At 70.7% G+C, this 16,612-nt stretch carries 16 protein-coding genes; 8 read left to right on the top strand and 8 right to left on the bottom strand.

Annotation, left to right across the window (positions count from 1 at the left end; all coding sequences use genetic code 11):
- Nucleotides 1-8: 8 nt before the first annotated feature.
- Nucleotides 9-1,292: a helix-turn-helix transcriptional regulator gene (locus tag QQ657_RS17480; protein WP_284743211.1), complete on the bottom strand. Its 1,284-nt coding sequence runs from the start codon at nt 1,290-1,292 to the stop codon at nt 9-11.
- Between the two features lie 150 nt (nt 1,293-1,442).
- Between QQ657_RS17480 and QQ657_RS17475 the strand changes: the two genes are divergently transcribed.
- Nucleotides 1,443-2,345, top strand: a complete 903-nt coding sequence (locus tag QQ657_RS17475; protein WP_284743210.1) for an NADP-dependent oxidoreductase — start codon at nt 1,443-1,445, stop codon at nt 2,343-2,345.
- 126 nt (nt 2,346-2,471) lie between these two features.
- On the opposite strand, the gene QQ657_RS17470 is transcribed toward QQ657_RS17475, so the two are convergent.
- From QQ657_RS17470 to QQ657_RS17455, 4 genes are all read right to left on the bottom strand, one after another.
- Nucleotides 2,472-3,356 carry a lysophospholipid acyltransferase family protein gene (locus tag QQ657_RS17470; RefSeq protein ID WP_284743209.1) on the bottom strand — a complete coding sequence of 295 codons (885 nt, stop codon included), beginning with the start codon at nt 3,354-3,356 and terminating at the stop codon, nt 2,472-2,474.
- Complete coding sequence (locus QQ657_RS17465) at nt 3,353-4,135, bottom strand: GNAT family N-acetyltransferase (RefSeq protein WP_284743208.1); 783 nt, start codon at nt 4,133-4,135, stop codon at nt 3,353-3,355. The genes QQ657_RS17470 and QQ657_RS17465 overlap by 4 nt, the downstream gene beginning before the upstream one ends.
- A gap of 158 nt (nt 4,136-4,293) precedes the next feature.
- A complete protein-coding gene (locus QQ657_RS17460; protein WP_284743207.1) occupies nt 4,294-5,253 on the bottom strand; it encodes an electron transfer flavoprotein subunit alpha/FixB family protein in 960 nt (319 codons plus the stop codon).
- A gap of 29 nt (nt 5,254-5,282) precedes the next feature.
- The gene (locus QQ657_RS17455) at nt 5,283-6,068 is read right to left on the bottom strand and encodes an electron transfer flavoprotein subunit beta/FixA family protein (RefSeq protein WP_284743206.1); all 786 of its coding nucleotides are present in this window, start codon (nt 6,066-6,068) and stop codon (nt 5,283-5,285) included.
- A gap of 243 nt (nt 6,069-6,311) precedes the next feature.
- On the opposite strand from QQ657_RS17455, the gene QQ657_RS17450 reads away from it, so the two are divergent.
- Nucleotides 6,312-7,157: a DegV family protein gene (locus QQ657_RS17450; RefSeq protein WP_284743205.1), complete on the top strand. Its 846-nt coding sequence runs from the start codon at nt 6,312-6,314 to the stop codon at nt 7,155-7,157.
- Here QQ657_RS17450 and QQ657_RS17445 read toward each other — a convergent pair.
- Entirely contained in the window at nt 7,135-7,560 is a 426-nt protein-coding gene (locus QQ657_RS17445) for a hypothetical protein (protein WP_284743204.1), read from the bottom strand. The genes QQ657_RS17450 and QQ657_RS17445 overlap by 23 nt on opposite strands.
- A gap of 53 nt (nt 7,561-7,613) precedes the next feature.
- Here QQ657_RS17445 and QQ657_RS17440 point away from each other — a divergent pair, with 53 nt between their 5' ends.
- The 4 genes from QQ657_RS17440 to QQ657_RS17425 all read left to right on the top strand — a co-directional run bounded on the left by QQ657_RS17440 (nt 7,614) and on the right by QQ657_RS17425 (nt 10,817).
- Entirely contained in the window at nt 7,614-8,387 is a 774-nt protein-coding gene (locus QQ657_RS17440; protein ID WP_284743203.1) for a class I SAM-dependent methyltransferase, read from the top strand.
- Nucleotides 8,384-9,889: a 1,4-alpha-glucan branching protein domain-containing protein gene (locus tag QQ657_RS17435; RefSeq protein WP_284743202.1), complete on the top strand. Its 1,506-nt coding sequence runs from the start codon at nt 8,384-8,386 to the stop codon at nt 9,887-9,889. The genes QQ657_RS17440 and QQ657_RS17435 overlap by 4 nt, the downstream gene beginning before the upstream one ends.
- A gap of 9 nt (nt 9,890-9,898) precedes the next feature.
- The gene (locus QQ657_RS17430) at nt 9,899-10,387 is read left to right on the top strand and encodes a glutathione peroxidase (protein WP_284743201.1); all 489 of its coding nucleotides are present in this window, start codon (nt 9,899-9,901) and stop codon (nt 10,385-10,387) included.
- 217 nt (nt 10,388-10,604) lie between these two features.
- Nucleotides 10,605-10,817 carry a hypothetical protein gene (locus QQ657_RS17425; protein ID WP_284743200.1) on the top strand — a complete coding sequence of 71 codons (213 nt, stop codon included), beginning with the start codon at nt 10,605-10,607 and terminating at the stop codon, nt 10,815-10,817.
- 48 nt (nt 10,818-10,865) lie between these two features.
- Here the strand turns inward: QQ657_RS17425 and QQ657_RS17420 are convergent, their stop codons facing one another.
- Nucleotides 10,866-12,095 carry a YbiU family protein gene (locus tag QQ657_RS17420; RefSeq protein WP_284743199.1) on the bottom strand — a complete coding sequence of 410 codons (1,230 nt, stop codon included), beginning with the start codon at nt 12,093-12,095 and terminating at the stop codon, nt 10,866-10,868.
- 88 nt (nt 12,096-12,183) lie between these two features.
- Between QQ657_RS17420 and QQ657_RS17415 the strand changes: the two genes are divergently transcribed.
- Nucleotides 12,184-13,299, top strand: a complete 1,116-nt coding sequence (locus tag QQ657_RS17415) for an ROK family transcriptional regulator (RefSeq protein ID WP_284743198.1) — start codon at nt 12,184-12,186, stop codon at nt 13,297-13,299.
- 53 nt (nt 13,300-13,352) lie between these two features.
- Here QQ657_RS17415 and QQ657_RS17410 read toward each other — a convergent pair whose 3' ends face one another.
- A complete protein-coding gene (locus QQ657_RS17410) occupies nt 13,353-15,116 on the bottom strand; it encodes a glycoside hydrolase family 2 protein (protein ID WP_284743197.1) in 1,764 nt (587 codons plus the stop codon).
- Between the two features lie 125 nt (nt 15,117-15,241).
- Here QQ657_RS17410 and QQ657_RS17405 point away from each other — a divergent pair, with 125 nt between their 5' ends.
- On the top strand, nt 15,242-16,519 hold the full coding sequence (locus QQ657_RS17405; protein WP_284743196.1) for a glycosyltransferase family 4 protein: 1,278 nt from the start codon (nt 15,242-15,244) through the stop codon (nt 16,517-16,519).
- Nucleotides 16,520-16,612 lie beyond the last annotated feature (93 nt).

The following is a 16,612-nucleotide window of genomic DNA, read 5'->3' as shown; positions in this document are numbered from 1 at the left end:
AAGCCGGTTCAGGCTGTGCGGCGGGCCACCGGCTCCAGACGCAGGTCGCGGGCCAGCGCGGCGGCCTCGCCACGGGAGCTCACGTCCAACTTGTCGAGGATGTTGCGGACGTGGAACTTCACCGTGTGCTCGCTGAGCTGCAGCTGTTCGGCGATCTGCCGGTTGCGCAGGCCTTGAGAGATCCCCGTCAGGACCTCGACCTCACGCGGATTGAGGCGGTCGAGCGGACGTAGTTCCGGCGGTTCGGCGACGCCGAGCGGGAGGACCGCGGTGACCGTCGTGCCCCAGCCGGGCACCGCGTCGACCTCCCAGTGGCCGCCAAGGGCGGTGAGCCGCTCGGTCAGGCCTCGGGCCGGGATCGCGTCGGCGACTTCGGGACTGTCGTCGCGGACCGTGATCCGGAGAACCAGGCCGTCGAGTCGCCACGATGCGCGCAGGCGCGTGGTCGCCGGCCGGTCCAAGGCGGCGAGCACCAGCCCGCGGGTCATCGTCCGGGCTGTGTGGGCGATGTCCTGCGGGAGCGATGCGTCGCCGGCCGGGTCGACCAGGTCGACGTCGACGTCGGTGTGCCGGACCAGGTCGGCCAGCTGGGTCCTGAGCACGGCGAAGGCCGCGCCCGCGCGTTCCTCGGACAAGGCTTGGTCGCGATCGACGACACCCTTCAGTTCGAGCAGCGCGTCCGTGGCCAGGTCGGCCGCCGTGCGGCGGGCGACGGCGTCGGAGAGGCGTCCCGAGCGCAGCACCGCCAGGAGCGTGGTCAGCGTCGCCGCGTGGGTCTGGCCGAGGTCCGTGATCGCCTGGGCTCGCGCGGTGGCCGCCGCGAGGTTGCTGGCCAGGACGTCCGGGCCCGGGTCCGTCGCGCGCTGGCCCGCGTCCGTGCTGAGGATGTGCCACAGCTGCGCGGCCAGCTCCAGCTCGGTCGTCGGCAGCTCCGTGTCCTCCGGCACGACAGCGAGTACCGCACCCCTGCCGACCGCCGGCATCGACGAAAGAAGAACGAGACGGCGCTCGACGCCGCCGAGCACGCCGTCGATCACCAAGGCCTTGCCCGGCTCGCTGCGGTCGACCAGCCGTTGCAGCTCGACGCTCGTCACGGCGTCGGCGATCGCCTGGTCACCGACGACCTTGAGCGGGCTGCGCGGACAGTCCCCCGTCTGCATGGCGGCCGCGCGGTGCGGGATCAGCTTCCCCAACTCGGCGGAGAACTGGTGCAGCAGGTGGGGCCGCGGTGCCGACAAGAGCCGCTCGACGACGTCGAGCACGTGTCGCGGATCCGACCAGGAAGCGTCCATGCGTCCAAGGTAGGCGCGCCAGGGCTACGGCCACCTGCTCGTCCGGCTAGTGAACACTGCTCGTCCGGGTGGTTCGGCGGAATAGCCGGGCGGGTTGACTCCTTGGAGAGGACATTCGAAGTCACAGACCCGAGGAGCGCAGCGAACACCATGCGAGCAATCACTTTCTCCGCTTACGGCGGGCCGGAAGTCCTGCAGCTGTCCGAGGTTCCGGTACCGGAACCCGGCCCGGGACAAGTGCGGCTGGCCATCCGGACCGCCGGGATCAACCCGATCGACTGGAAGATCCGCAACGGCTTCATGCAGCAGAACTTCAAGGTCCCCTTCCCGCACACCCCCGGCCTCGAGGTGGCCGGCGTTGTCGACGCCGTCGGCGAGGGCGCGGACTTCGCCGTCGGCGACGAGGTGTTCGGCTGGTCCGAGACCGGCGCGTACGCCGAGTACGCGCTGGCGAAGACGCTCGCGCCGAAGCCCGCCGGCATCTCGTGGGCGGACGCGGCGGCGTTGCCGGTCGCCGGCGAAACGGCCCTTCGCGTCCTCGGGCTGCTCGAGGTCCGCGAAGGCGAGACGCTGCTGATTCACGGCGCCAGCGGCACGGTCGGCCGGTTCGCCGCGCAGGTGGCCGTCGCCAAGGGACTGACCGTCATCGGCACCGCAGGCAGCCGGAACCTCGACGACCTGAAGTCGCTGGGCGTCGTGCCGGTGCTCTACGGCGACGGCTGGCTGGACCGGGTCCGCGAGGCCGCGCCCGGGCCGGTGGACGCCGTGTTCGACACCACAGGGCACGGGGTGCTGCCCGGGTCGGTCGAGCTGCGAGGCACGAAGGACCGGATCGTCACCATCGCCGATGGTGCCGCTTTCGAACTCGGCATCCCGTTCTCGAGCGGGGGCGAGCAGTCGCGTGAGGTCCTGACCGGGATCGCCGGCTGGGTGACCGACCACGGGGTCCGTATCGCCCAGGGCAAGAGCTATCCGCTCGTCGAAGCCGCCGCTGCACAGGTCGAGAGCGAGGACGGGCACCCAGGAGGGAAGCTCACGCTCGCTGTCAGCTGAACGCTGGAGATCACCACGCAGTGCTGGGGCCAAGCGCCAAACTCGACAGTGAACGCAGCGGACTCGTCGAACGGCGAACGCCTCCCAACCCGGGCCTGTCGCCGGATCGCGGCGACAGGGCCCGGATCACTTCGCGGGAGGCGAAGCCAGGGGGACCGGCTGCGGACGCGGGGTCCGCCGCCGCTGCTGGGCCGGGATCTGCACCGTCCCCAGCGCCGAATGCACCGCGGCCTCGGCGAGAGCCGCCAGTTCACGACGGTTCTCCGCGCGGCCCGGGGCGATCTCCGGGCAGATGTGGATCTCGAGCACCAGCCCGCGAAGCGCCGCTACCCGGCGCAGGGACGCGATCAGCGACTCCGGACCGATGAACGCCGGGCGGCTCGTCTCGCGGCCGTCCGCGAGGCGGTACCTCAGCGCGATCGGGCGGACCGGGACGCCGCCGTCGATGGCCGCCTGGAAAGTCGCCGTCGTGAAACGGCCCGATGCCAGGCCGCACCACGTCGTCCCTTCCGGGGTCACGCTCACGAGCGAACCCGTCCGCAACGCGTCGGCCAGCGACGCCATCGTGGCCGGCAGCGTCGTCAGCCGCTCGCGGTCGAGGAAGATGCTGCCGCCGCGGCGGACCAGGCCGCCCAGCACCGGCCAGCCCGCGATCTCTTTCTTGGCCAGCGCGCGCATCGGCCGCAGTGCGTTGATCGCGACGATGTCCAGCCACGAGATGTGGTTGTTGACCACCAGCGCGCCACGGCCGGCGGGCGCGGTCAGGAAGTCCTCGCCGCCCCGGACGTCCAGCCGGACGCCGAACGCCCGCAGCACGCCGCGGAAGATCAGCCGGATCCGGCGCTCGCGGCCCCAGGACACCAGCAGCAGGGGCGACGTCAGCAACGCCGAAAAGACGACGAAGATCGCCGCGGTGACGCGCAGAACGCGTCGCGGGAATCCGACCACCGGGTCTCCGTCGGTCAGGCAGCCGTCGCCACAAGGCGAGGCCGGCATCCAGGCGTGCTTCATACCTGGACCCCGAGGAAGAACTTCAGGTAGCGCTCGTCGACGTTGTGCAGGTCCAGCACGACGAAGAAGTCCGCGACGCCGAAGTCCGCGTCGAGCGCGGGCGGCCCGTAGGCCTTGGCGCCGAGCCGGACGTACCCCTTGATCAGCGGCGGCAGGATCGAGCGGGCGGGACGTTCGATCCCCGACGCGTCCCACGGGATCAGCGGTGAGACGCGCGTGTCCTCGTCCGAGTAGTGCTTGGTGCGCAGGACGTCCCAGACGCCAGCGGCGAACGAACCGCCGTCCACCAGCGGGACCGACGCGCAGCCGGCGAGGTAGCGGTGGCCGGACAGCAGCATGTAGCGGGCGATCCCGGCCCAGACCAGGCTGACGACCGCGCCGCTGCGGTGGTCCGGGTGCACGCACGACCGCCCGGTTTCGACCAGGGACGGCCGCAGCGCGTCGAGCGCGCTCAGGTCGAACTCGCTGTCGGCGTAGAGCTTCCCGGCCTGCGCGGCGCGATCCGGCGGCAGCATCCGGTAGCAGCCGACGATCTCGCCCGTGTTGTCGTCGCGGACCACGAGGTGATCGCAGAACTCGTCGAACTCGTCGACGTCGAGACCGGCGATCGGCGAGTGCAGCCGCGCGCCCATCTCCTCGGCGAAAACCCGGTGGCGGAGCTGCTGCGCGGCGACCACTTCGTCGTTCGCGTGGGCGACGAGAAGAGAGTACCGGGGAGCGTCCGCGGGGAGGTCGGCACCCGCCTGATCAGTGCTGACGAGGAGCTGTGACGTCGTCATGGTCAAGGTTTACCCGCGCGGAGGAAACCGCGGAGAGTGCCATCCGATGACCGATTAGTGCACGTTCAGTTAATTGCGGGTTCTCAGGCTTCTCTCAGGTCCCGGAAACGCGCGAAGGGCCTTCCGGGTGATCCCGGAAGGCCCTTCGGAGCTACTGCTCAGCCCTTGCGCTTCTCGACCGCTTCGGTCAGCTGCGGCGCGACGTTGAACAGGTCGCCGACGATGCCGAAGTCGGCGATCTCGAAGATCGGCGCCTCGGCGTCCTTGTTGACGGCGATGATCGTCTTCGACGTCTGCATGCCGGCGCGGTGCTGGATCGCGCCGGAGATGCCGAGCGCGATGTACAGCTGCGGCGACACGGTCTTGCCGGTCTGGCCCACCTGGAACTGCGCCGGGTAGTAGCCGGAGTCGACAGCCGCACGCGACGCACCGACAGCCGCACCGAGCGAGTCGGCCAGCTTCTCGACGACGTCGAACTTCTCCGCCGAACCCACACCGCGGCCACCGGAGACCACGATCGAGGCCTCGGTCAGCTCCGGCCGGTCACCGCCGGTCACCGGCTCGACGCCGGTGATCTTGGTCGACTTCGCCGCATCGGTGGCGGGGAGCTCGACGGTCTCCTCGGCCGCCGCGCCCTCGGCCGGCTCGGCCTCGACCGCACCCGGGCGGATGGAGACGACCGGCGCGCCCTTCGTGGACTTCGACTTCACCGAGAACGCGCCACCGAAGATCGACTGGTCGATGACGCCGTCGCCGTTGACGCCCACGGCGTCGTAGATCAGACCGGAGCCCAGGCGCACGGCCAGGCGGGCGGCGACCTCCTTGCCCTCACCACTGGCGGTGACGAGCACGGCGGCCGGGGACGCCTGCTGCGCCAGCGCGGCGAGCACGTCCACCTTCGGCGTGACCAGGTAGTTCGCGGCGTCGTCACCTTCGGCGACATACACCTTGGCGGCGCCGTGGGAAGCCAGCGACTGCTTCGCCTTGGCGGCCGTCCCGGTCGGGCCGACGACGACGGCCGACGGCTCACCGAGCGCGCGGGCCGCGGTCAGCAGCTCGAGCGTGACCTTCTTGACCTCACCGTCGACGTGGTCGACGAGGACGAGTACTTCAGCCATGTTCTTGAATCCTCCTCGAAGAGCCGTTGTCAGATGAGCTTCTGGCCGACCAGGTACTCGGCGACCTTGGTGCCGCCGTCGCCCTCGTCCTCGACCTTCTCGCCGGCGGTGCGCGGCGGCTTCGGCGAGGATTCGGTCACGGTGGACCACGCGTTGCCGAGGCCGACCTCGCCCGCGTCGATGCCCAGGTCGGCGATGGTGAACGTCTCGACCGGCTTCTTCTTCGCGGCCATGATGCCCTTGAAGGACGGGTAACGCGGCTCGTTGATCTTCTCGCCGACGCTGACCACCGCGGGCAGGGTCGCCTCGAGGCGGGTCAGGCCGTCCTCGGTCTCGCGGACGGCCTTGATGGTCGTGCCGTCGACGGTGACCTCACGCGCGTAGGTGACCTGCGGCAGGCCGAGCAGCTCGGCGAGGATCGCCGGGATGGCGCCGCCGCGGCCGTCGGAGGACTCGTTGCCGGCGATGATCAGGTCGTAGCCTTCGACCTTGGCGATCGCGGCGGCGAGCACCTTGGCGGTGGCGATCGCGTCGGAGCCGTGCAGCGCCTCGTCGGAGACGTGGATGGCCTTGTCGGCGCCCATGGACAGCGCCTTGCGGATCGCGTCGGTCGCGCGGTCGGGGCCCACCGAGATCACGGTGACCTCGCCCTCGCCGGCTTCCTTGATCTTCAGGGCTTCTTCGACGGCCTTCTCGTTGATCTCGTCGAGCACGGCGTCGGCGGATTCGCGGTCAAGGGTGTGGTCGGACCCGTTGAGCTTGCGCTCCGAGTAGGTGTCCGGTACCTGCTTGACCAGGACGACGATATTGGTCATGGGTCTTCTTCGACCTCCCGGTTGTGGCCCGCGGACGCACCACGGGTCAGTGCTCTACTGGCCGGTAGATTAGGGCCAATCGGCGCGCAGGACCCGCCGAGGTGACGCCATTCACCTGGATGCGCAACTTAATGGGACCATCGTCCCGGTAGTCGACCGGTTACCCCACCCGAACTGCCGTTCGTCCGATCGGACCAACCACGGCCTACTCGCAGTGGGTGTAAGGCATTAACCTCCCCCACCATGCCCGCGCGCATCGCCGTCATCACCGACTCGAGCTCCTGCCTGCCCGACCTCGTCGCCTCCCGCTGGGCCATCGGAGTCGTCCAGATCCAGCTGAACCTGGGTGGTCACTTCGACGACGAAAACCGGTTCGACCGCGGCGAGGTGATCGACGCCATGAGAGAGGGGCACGTGATCACCACTTCGCCCCCGGATCCGGGGGCGTTCTTCTGGACCTACCAGGAAGCGGCCGCCTCCGGCGCGACCGCCATCGTCAGCATCCACATCTCCGGCCGCATGTCCGACACCGTCCGCGCGGCCCGGGAGGCCGCCCAGCAGGTCCGCATCCCCGTGCACGTCCTGGACAGCCGCACCACCGGGATGAGCCTCGGCTTCGCCGCGGTGTCGGCGGCCCGCGCGGCCGCGGCGGGCGGGGACGCAAGCCGCGTCATCGAAGCCGCCGAACGCCGGTGCTTCACGAGCACCGAGTTCATCTACGTCGACACGCTGGAGTACCTGCGCAGGGGTGGGCGGATCGGCGCCGCGCAGGCGATGCTCGGTACGGCTTTCTCCATCAAGCCGCTGCTCACGGTCAAGGACGGCGAGGTCGCGCCGCTCGCCCGTGTCCCCGGCACGCGGCGCGCGCTGGCCAAGATGGTCGATCTCGCGGTCAAGAAGTCCGGCGGCTTCCGCGCCGACATCGCCGTGACCCGGTTCGGCGCGAGCGACCACGAGCTCGAGATCGGCCGGCAGATCGAACGCCGGGTGCCGGCGATGGCCGAGAGCATGGTCGTCGAAGCGAGCACGGTCATCGGCGCGCACCTCGGCCCAGGCGCGCTCGGCATCACGGTGTCACCGGTGTACTGACCCGGCGCCCCGGAATCGCCAGGAGCACGAGCGGCACCAGCACGGTGAGCCCCGTCAGCCCGATGATGAGCACCTGGTCGATCGTCTCGAAATGCGACACGTGCCCGAGGTGGTAGGCGAAGTGCGGAACGCTGTAGAGCAGGGCCGCCACCGAAGCCAGCCGGGCCGCGGCTGTGGTGCCGATCACGGCGGCGCCGATCAGCGTCGCCGCGAGCGCCAGGTTGAGGCCGCCGAAGTCGCGCAGCAGGTGCTCGTTGAAGGGGCCGTCCATCGAGACCCAGCCCGTGCGGACGCCGGGAAAGTCCTGGTAGAAGCCGGTTGGTGTGATCAGTGGCCACAGTCCGATCGGGACCTCGATCAGGCCGAAGAGGACGAGCAGAACGCGGGTGATTGTCCGTTGCATGACCACGGAACGAGACGGCCGGGCCGGACGTGACACCCGCTAGGGTCGCGAAGGTGACCACCCCAGCCACCCGGGCCGAGGCGCTGCACCTGACCGGCGAACGGACCGTCCCCGGCATCGCCGAGGAGAATTACTGGTTCCGCCGCCACGAGGCCGCCTACCTCGCCCTGCTCCCCCACTGCGCGGACGCGACGGTGCTCGAAGCCGGCTGCGGTGAGGGCTACGGCGCGAGCCTCCTCGCGACCACGGCCCGCCGGGTGCTCGCGCTGGACTACGACGTGCCGACCACCGAGCACGTCGCCCGCCGCTACCCCGAGGTCGCCGTCGCGCGGGCGAACCTGGCGTTCCTGCCGGTGCGTGACGGCGCTGTCGACGTCGTGGCCAATTTCCAGGTCATCGAGCACCTGTGGGACCAGGCCGGGTTCCTCGCCGAGTGCCGGCGGGTGTTGTCGCCAGGCGGCAAACTGCTGGTCACGACGCCGAACCGGCTGACCTTCACCCCGGACAGCGACACGCCGCTGAACCCGTTCCACACCCGTGAGCTGGCGCCGGCCGAGCTGGCCGGGTTGCTCACCGACGCCGGATTCGACGTCGAAGCGCTCCACGGCCTGCACCACGGCGAGGCTGTCCGCACGCTCGACGAGCGCTATGGCGGTTCGATCATCGACGCCCAGCTCGACGTCGTCATGGGCTCGCTGCCGGGTCAGGCCGTCTGGCCCGGCGCCTTGCTGGCCGACGTCGCCGCGATCGAGGCCACCGGGTTCGACATCCACGGCGACGACCTCGACGCCAGCCTCGACTTGGTCGCCGTGGCGGTGCGCCGATGAACGAAGGCACCTTCTGCCTCGTCGTGCACAGCCACCTGCCGTGGCTGCCGCACCACGGGAGCTGGCCGGTCGGCGAGGAATGGCTCTACCAGGCGTGGGCGCATTCGTACCTGCCGATGGTCGACCTGCTCGAGCGGTTCGCCGCCGAAGGCCGTCGAGACGTGCTGACGCTGGGGGTCACGCCGGTGCTCGCTGCGCAGCTCGACGACCCGTACAGCATCCGCGCGTTCCACGACTGGCTCGGCCACTGGCAGCTGCGCGCCCAGCACGCGTCGACGTTGTGGCGGGGCGACCCGACTCTGCGCGAGCTGGCGGCGGCCGAACATCGCACGGCGGTCCGCGCGGCCGAGGAGCTGGGCACCCGCTGGCGCCACGGCTTCTCCCCCATCCTTCGTTCGTTGGTCGACAACTCGACGATCGAGCTGCTCGGCGGGCCGCTGGCCCACCCGTTCCAGCCGCTGCTGGACCCGCGGGTGCGCGAGTACGCGCTGAACGCCGGCCTGGCCGACACGGCGCTGCGGATCGGTTCGCGGCCCGAAGGGATTTGGGCGCCGGAGTGCGGCTACGCCCCTGGTATGGAAAAGGGCTACGCGGCCGCCGGCGTGCGGCGGTTCATGGTCGACGGGCCGTCGCTGCGCGGCGACACCTGGGCGGCGCGGCCGGTCGGCGACAGCGACGTGGTCGCTTTCGGACGAGACCTCGAGGTCACCTACCGCGTGTGGTCGCCGAAGGCCGGCTACCCCGGCCACGCCGCCTATCGCGACTTCCACACCTGGGCGCACGAGGTCGGGCTCAAGGCGTCGCGCGTCACCGGCAAGACGGTCGAGCCGCCGGACAAGGCGCCGTACGACCCGTCGCTGGCCGCGGACGTGCTGGGGCTGCACGTCAAGGACTTCGTCGACACCGTGGTGACGCGGCTTCGGTCGCTGAAAAAGCAACACGGGCGTGAGGCGCTCGTGGTCGCCGCTTACGACACGGAGCTGTTCGGGCACTGGTGGCACGAAGGGCCGGCCTGGCTGGAGGGCGTGCTGCGCTCGCTACCCGAGGCGGGCGTCCGCGTGACGACGCTGAAGGGCGCCCTCGACGCCGGGCTCGTCGGCGAGCCGATCGCGCTGCCCGCGTCGTCGTGGGGGTCGGGCAAGGACTGGCGCGTCTGGGACGGCGAGCAGGTCAAGGACATGGTCGACGCCAACACCGCGCTGCAGGAACGGCTCCTCTCACTGGTTGCCGGATTGCCGACCACGGCCCGCGACACCGTCGCCGACCAGGCCGTGGCCGAGGCGATGCTGGCGCTGGAGAGCGACTGGGCCTTCATGGTCACCAAGGACTCCGCCGCGGATTACGCGCGTCGCCGCGCGGCGGTCCACACCGAGCGCTTCGACGCCTTGGCCGGATTGCTGCGACGCGGCGAACGCGCACGGGCCGAGGAGCTGGCGGCCGCTTACCGCGCCGACGAAGGACCGTTCGGGCACCTCGACGCCCGAGCACTGAAGCACGACTGAAAGGGACTCATGGGGATCCACGAAATTCCGGTCAAGACCCTCGACGGGCAGGACGGCTCGCTGGCCTCCCTCGCGGGCAAAGCGCTGCTCGTGGTCAACGTCGCGTCGAAGTGCGGCCTGACCCCGCAGTACTCCGGCCTCGAGCGGCTGCAGGAGCGCTTCGGCGGCCAGGGCTTCTCCGTCGTCGGTTTTCCGTGCAACCAGTTCGCGGGGCAGGAGCCGGGCAGCGCGGAGGAGATCCAGACGTTCTGCTCGACGACCTACGGCGTGACCTTCCCGCTGTTCGAGAAGATCGACGTCAACGGGGAGGACCGGCACCCGCTGTACGCCGAGCTGACCAAGACGGCCGACGCCGACGGCGCCTCCGGCGACGTCCAGTGGAACTTCGAGAAGTTCCTAATCGGCGCCGACGGTGAGGTCCTGGCGCGGTTCCGGCCGCGGACCGAGCCGGAGGACGACGCGGTCGTCAAGGCCATCGAGGCCGCGCTCCCGGCGTGACACAGGGCGGGGGACGTCGTGTCCCCCGCCTTCCCCGGAATTCACCGGATCGACGGGTTTCTGCGGCCATCCGGGTACCACGGAAACGGTACCGAAAATGATTCCCATGATCCGGTCGGGCGGATCCCGGGTGATCAGCCTGCCCTTTTCCCCGCTGCGCACCGAATACTTTTCACGACGCCATTCCGGCGCCGATGTGCGGAGAAGGGATCATGGGATGACTACCTCCAGACGACGGGCCGCGCTGACCGCGTTCCCCGTGGCACTCGGGCTGCTGCTGGCCGGCCCAGCGGTGGGCACCGCGGTGGCCGCGCCGTCGTCCGACGCGGCGAGCCAGGCTCGCCACTGCGTGCTGTGCGTCGGCCACCACCATCACCACGGGCACATCCACATCCTGGGCCTGCACCTCGGGCTCGGGCTGCATCTGTAGTTCCCGGTCGCGTCGGGGCGGAGTGCGGCCGCCCCGGCGCGGTGCCGTTCACAGGCCGAGTTGGTCGCGCCCGACCGCGTCGAGGTCGTCGATCGTGGCGCGGCCGGTCCAGTTCACTTCGTAATCTTCGGGCGCGAAATCGCCCGGGCTCGCACCGGCCAGGAATGCCCGGCCGCACTTTTCGGCGTAGGCGGCGTTCTTCGCGCAATGCGGGCTCGCCGGGATGTACATGACGTTTCCCCAGCGATCCGGATTGGTGCCGTCGGCGACCGAGTGGATGACGTCGCCGTGCCACCAGACCGTGTCGCCCGGTTCTACGTCGGGGATCGAGGTCAGCGCGGGCAGCAGGTCGTCGTGGTACTTGTCGCTCACCGGCAGGGCCTGGCCGTTGGTCGCGCCGCAGAGGTCGTCGTCGGGGATGTCGTCCTGCAGCGCGCGGAGCAGTACGTAGGTGATCGCCGACGGGATCGGCACCACGTGCAGGACGCCGTCGCCCTGGTGCATTTCCGACAACGCCGTCCAGCCCTGGAAGGTGCGGAAGGCCGAGCACATGACCGTCGACGGGTACTCGTCGACTTCGGTGCGGTAGGCGCCGTCCCAGGAGTCGTACCGTTGCCAGTTTCCGGCGAAGACGTGGCGGAACACCTGCTGATAGGCGGGCAGCAGCCAGCGTTCGACCGAGCCCGAGTCGGTGTGGGCGGACAGACCGAGCGACGCCGAGCCGGGCGGCCGCCGGCGAATGCGGTCGGGGTAGGCCGTGTCGCGATTGGGGTCGAACCAGACGCGCCCCTCGGACTCGTGCCGCCAGAAGGAGTTGAGGAACCGCCGGACGGCGACCATGCGCTCGTGCTGGCGAGCCTGAATCTGCGGCTTCGACCAGTAGACCGGGTAGATCTGCGGCTGACTCGACGCGAGGCCGGCGAAGACGTCGTCGGCCGGGCCCTGGTACGTCCCGGCGAAGTCGTTGCGGGCGAGGTACGCGGCCAACTCGGCGTCCCAGGCTTCGGCCGTTTCGCGGGCGAAGGTGCCCTTGACGACGGCGCAGCCACGGCGCCGGACGGCGTCGAGCGTGCGCTGCGGCACGGTCCCCTCGGCGATGTCGCGGTAACGGACGACAGGAAAGGCGTCCGGATCGACGGCGACAGCGTCGACCTCCCGCCGCATCCCGTCGCGGACCTCGGTGAACACGCCGGCGACGTCGCCGATGCGGGCGCGCAGCTCGTGCTTGGTCCGCGAGATGGCCTCGGACATGTTCGCGGGCAGCTCTGTGGTCGTCATCGGTGTCCTCGCGATCTTTGGTTAGGACTCCTTACTAGAATGTCCCGGCTACGGTAACCCCAGTCCGTCTCCCGCCACAAGAGGTGCGATGTCCGACCCCGACCGGCCGCTTCCGCGCCTGGCGATGCTGCGGGCCATGACCGACCGCACGGTGCTGGACCACGTCTTCGTCCACGGACGGACCACGCGCGCGGAGCTCGCTGCGACCACCGGGATCTCGAAGCCGACGATCTCCGAGTCGGTCCGACGGCTGGAGACGGCGGGCGCGCTCCGGGCCACCGGCACCGACCAGACCGGCCGCCGCGGACGGATCGCCACCTTCTACGAGCTGGCCGCCGACGCCGGCCGCGTGGTCGCCGCGGAGGTCAACCAGCAGGGCGTCCGTACGATCACGACCGACCTGACCGGGACGGTCCTGGCCACCGAGCGGCACCCGCCCGGCGACCGGCCGGTGACGGCCGCGGTCCGGGACGCGGTCGCCACGGCGGGCGGAGTGGGCTCGGGTCCGGTGCGGGCGATCGCGATCTCGGTGGCCAACCCGGTCGACCCGGTCACGCATGAGGTCGTCGCGCTGCCCGGGTCGCCTTTTCCCGAGGGGACGCTCCGGGCTGGGGAGATCGGGCATGACGTTCTGCTCGACAACGACGTCAACTTCTCCGCACTCGCCGAACGACGAGAGGGCGCCGCCCGGGAGGCGAAGAGTTTTGCCTACGTCTACGTCGGCGCCGGGCTCGGCGTCAGTCTCTACGTCGGCGATCAGCTCGTGCGGGGCGCGCACGGGCTGGCGGGCGAGATCGGATACCTCGACAGCTCGGGGTCGACGCTCGCGTCGGCTCTCGCCGACCAGGGTTTCGGCAGGTCCGACGCGCCTTCACTGGACGTCGACGCGATCTTGACCACGCTCGACCAAGCCGCCAGTGACGCCGTGGCCGCCGAACGACTACGGCTGCTCGGCGCGACGCTCGGCCGGGCCGTCGCCGCGATCTGCACGATCGTCGATCCGGACCTGGTGCTGCTGGGTGGCCCGGCGGGGAGCCGACCGGGCCTCGTGGCCGAAATCCGGCGAGCGGTCCGCGCGGCGGCACCGGGCCCGGTCCGGGTGGAGGCGGGAGCGGTGACGGACTCGGCGGCCCTGCGCGGCGCGTTGTTGTCGGCGCTCGACCACGGGCGGGATGGCCTGGTCAAAGCCGTTGCCGAAAGCTGACCAGACCGCAAACCCACCGGCGCGAACGGTCGCCGGGAATCGACCAAGGCAGCTCAGGCGGAGCCGGCGTCGATCACCGCTCGGACACACTTCGCGACCACCGACGGGTCGACCTTGAGCACTCGGCGGTCGTACGTCAGCAGGCCGTTGACCTCGTTTTCGACATCGGTCGTCTGGGTGTAGATCGCGCCGGACAGACCCCGCTCGACGACCACTCTCTGCAGTGCGGCACTCACCTCCGCGTAGCGCTCGGTCAGCCGCTCCCGGGTCGGCGTCATTTCGTACGCGTTCGGCGGGCCCGGCCAGCGGTGGTCGTCCAAGACCAGACCAAGGCCGCCGTACTCGCCGTCGACGATCGCCCGGCCATCGGTGACCGCCGGCGCGCCTGGGCCGACGTACGTGTGGTCGTCGTAGACGTCACCCGCGCCCGTGTCCGGGCGGGAGAAGCAGCAGTTGACCCCGCTGTTCGCGATCACCAGCCGGGTCGGGTCGAGGGCCTTGACCAGTTCCGCGACACGGGCCGTGTCGAACTCGCCCCAGCCCTCGTTGAACGGCACCCAGCCAACGATCGACGGGACTGCCCGCAGTTGAGTGATCATTTCGATCAATTCCGCTTCGAACCGCTCCTGCGCTTGCGGGACCGGGTCCGGTGCGATCCCAGGCGGGCCGTCGAACGACACCGTCAGCGACGGCATGTCCTGCCAGACGACCAAGCCCAGCGTGTCGGCCCAGAAGTACCAGCGCGCCGGCTCGACCTTGACGTGTTTGCGGACGAAGTTGAAGCCCAGCTCCTTCGTCTTCTCGAGGTCGAAGCGCAGGGCGTCGTCGGTGGGCGCGGTCGAGATGCCGTCCGGCCAGTAGCCCTGGTCGAGCGGGCCGTGCAGGAACGTGGGCCGGCCGTTGAGCGCGATCCGCGGGCGCCCCTCGGCATCCGGGAGCAAGCCGATCGTCCGGAGGCCCGCGTAGCTGCCGACTTCGTCCAGAACCGCGCCATGACGGTCGAGCAGCCGGACTCGCAGCGTGTAGAGGTGCGGGTCGTCGGGCGTCCAGAGCCGTGGTTCGGGAACGTCCACGCGCACCGACGTCCCCGCCGCACCCGAGCCGCGCGCCACCTCGCCGTCCGTGGTCGACACGACGACCATAACCTCGGCGCCGCCGGTGACCTGCGGGAACACCGTCACCCCGGTGAGGTCGGGGGTCAGGTCCAGGCGTTCGACGCGCGCTTCGGGTACCGGTTCGAGCCACACCGTCTGCCAGATTCCGGACGACGCCGTGTAGCAGATCCCGCCAGGTGCGTTGCGCTGCTTTCCGACCGGGAAGGGCTCGATGTCGGTGCGGTCCTCGGCCCGCACGGTCAGCTCCTGCGGCCCCGACGCCCGCAGGACGTCGGTGATGTCCGCGCTGAACGCCGTGTAGCCGCCTTCGTGCGTCGCGACGAGCTGGTTGTTGACCCACACCTTCGCCGTCTGGTCGACCGCACCGAAGTGCAGCAGGACCCGCGAGCCATGCCAGTCGGCAGGGATCTCGACCAGGCGCCGGTACCAGAGGACCTCGTCGCGTCGGCCGATTCCGGACAACGCCGACTCCGGCGGGAAGGGGACCAGGATCCGCTCGGCGTAGCCGGACGGCCGTGGTTCATCCGGCGACGACGGCCAGCCCGCGTACTCCCAGACGCCATTGAGGCTCAGCCAGCGCGGCCGGGTCAGCTGCGGCCGCGGGTACTCGGGCAGAGCGTTGTCCGGGCCGACCTCGCCGGTCCACGGGGTGGACAGGGGCGGGTCGAGCCGGCGCCAGCCGGTGTCCTCTGGTGAAGTCATCCCGGCCGATGGTGGCAGAGATCGCCGGGCTCGCCAGTGAGTCGGACCACATTCCGCGACGGATCTGGCCGGTCGGCTGGCACGGGCGCCGTTAGGCCGTCCCGACTCGCGAGTAACCTCTGCCCATGCGTGTGCTGATGCTGTCCTGGGAGTACCCGCCAGTGGCCATCGGCGGCCTGGCCCGGCACGTGCACGCGCTCGCCTGCCACCTGGCCCAGCAAGGTCACGAGGTCGTCGTCCTCTGCCGGCACGCCGCGGGCACCGACGCCGGGACGCACCCGCGCACCGACCGCGTCGTCGAGGGCGTGCGGATCATCCGGGTCGCCGAGGACCCGATGCACGTGACGTTCGAACGCGACCTCGTCGCCTGGACGCTGGCCATGGGACACGCCATGATCCGCGCCGCGCAGGACCTGCTGCGTGGCTGGCAGCCCGATGTCGTCCACGCGCACGACTGGCTGGTCGCGCACCCGGCCATCGCGATCGCCGAGGCCGCCCGCGTGCCATTGGTCGGCACGATCCACGCGACCGAGGCCGGGCGGCACTCCGGCTGGCTGTCGCACCCGCTGAACCAGCAGGTTCACTCGGTCGAGTGGTGGCTAGCTAACCGCGCCGACGCACTCATCACCTGCTCGCAGGCCATGCGCCGCGAGGTCGCGCACCTCTTCGAGGTCGAGGCCGGCGACGTCACGGTGATCCACAACGGCATCGAGGAACGCGGCTGGCAGGTGCCGGCGAAGGAGATCGCCCGCGCCCGCGAGGTCTACAGCCCGGCCGGGGCGCCGCTGTTGCTCTATTTCGGACGACTCGAGTGGGAGAAGGGCGTGCAGGACCTGCTGGCCGCGCTCCCCCGCATCCGGCGCCGCCACCCCGGCACGCGCGTGGTCGTCGCTGGAAAAGGACGACACTTCGACGAGCTGGTCGAGCAGTCGCGAAAGCTGCGGGTGCGGCGCGCGGTCGACTTCGTCGGGCACCTGTCGGACCGCGACCTGCGGGCGGCGCTGGCCGCGGCCGACGCCGTCGTGCTGCCCAGCCGGTACGAGCCGTTCGGGATCGTCGCGCTGGAGGCCGCGGCCGCGAAGGCGCCGCTGGTGGCGTCGACCGCCGGCGGGCTCGGCGAGGTCGTGGTGCACGGCGAGACCGGCCTGGCGTTCAGCCCCGGCGATGTCGCGGAACTGGCCAACGCGGTGACGGCCGTGCTGGACGACGCGCCGGCCGCGGCGAAGCGGGCGAAGGCCGCGCAGTCGCGGCTGGCCGCGGACTTCGACTGGGGCCGGATCGCGGAGGCGACCGCCGCGGTCTACAAACGGACCAAGCCAGGCGAGCCGGTCGAGCTGCCGCGGCCGAAGATCGCCACCGGCAACGCGTTCGAGCCGGTCGCGGCCGGGATCCCGGAACTGTAGGTAGCAGTCGCCGACGCAGTGACAACGCGTGCTCGGCGACGCGACGCCCTGGTCGACCAAGCAGGAGTCGGCTGCCAGCGACGAAGAGCGCCA

This window comes from Amycolatopsis ponsaeliensis, assembly GCF_030182635.1.
GTDB classification, from domain to species: Bacteria; Actinomycetota; Actinomycetes; order Mycobacteriales; family Pseudonocardiaceae; genus Amycolatopsis; species Amycolatopsis ponsaeliensis.
Note: the sequence above shows the minus strand (reverse complement) of the source record. Positions and strands in the feature narration are given on the sequence as shown.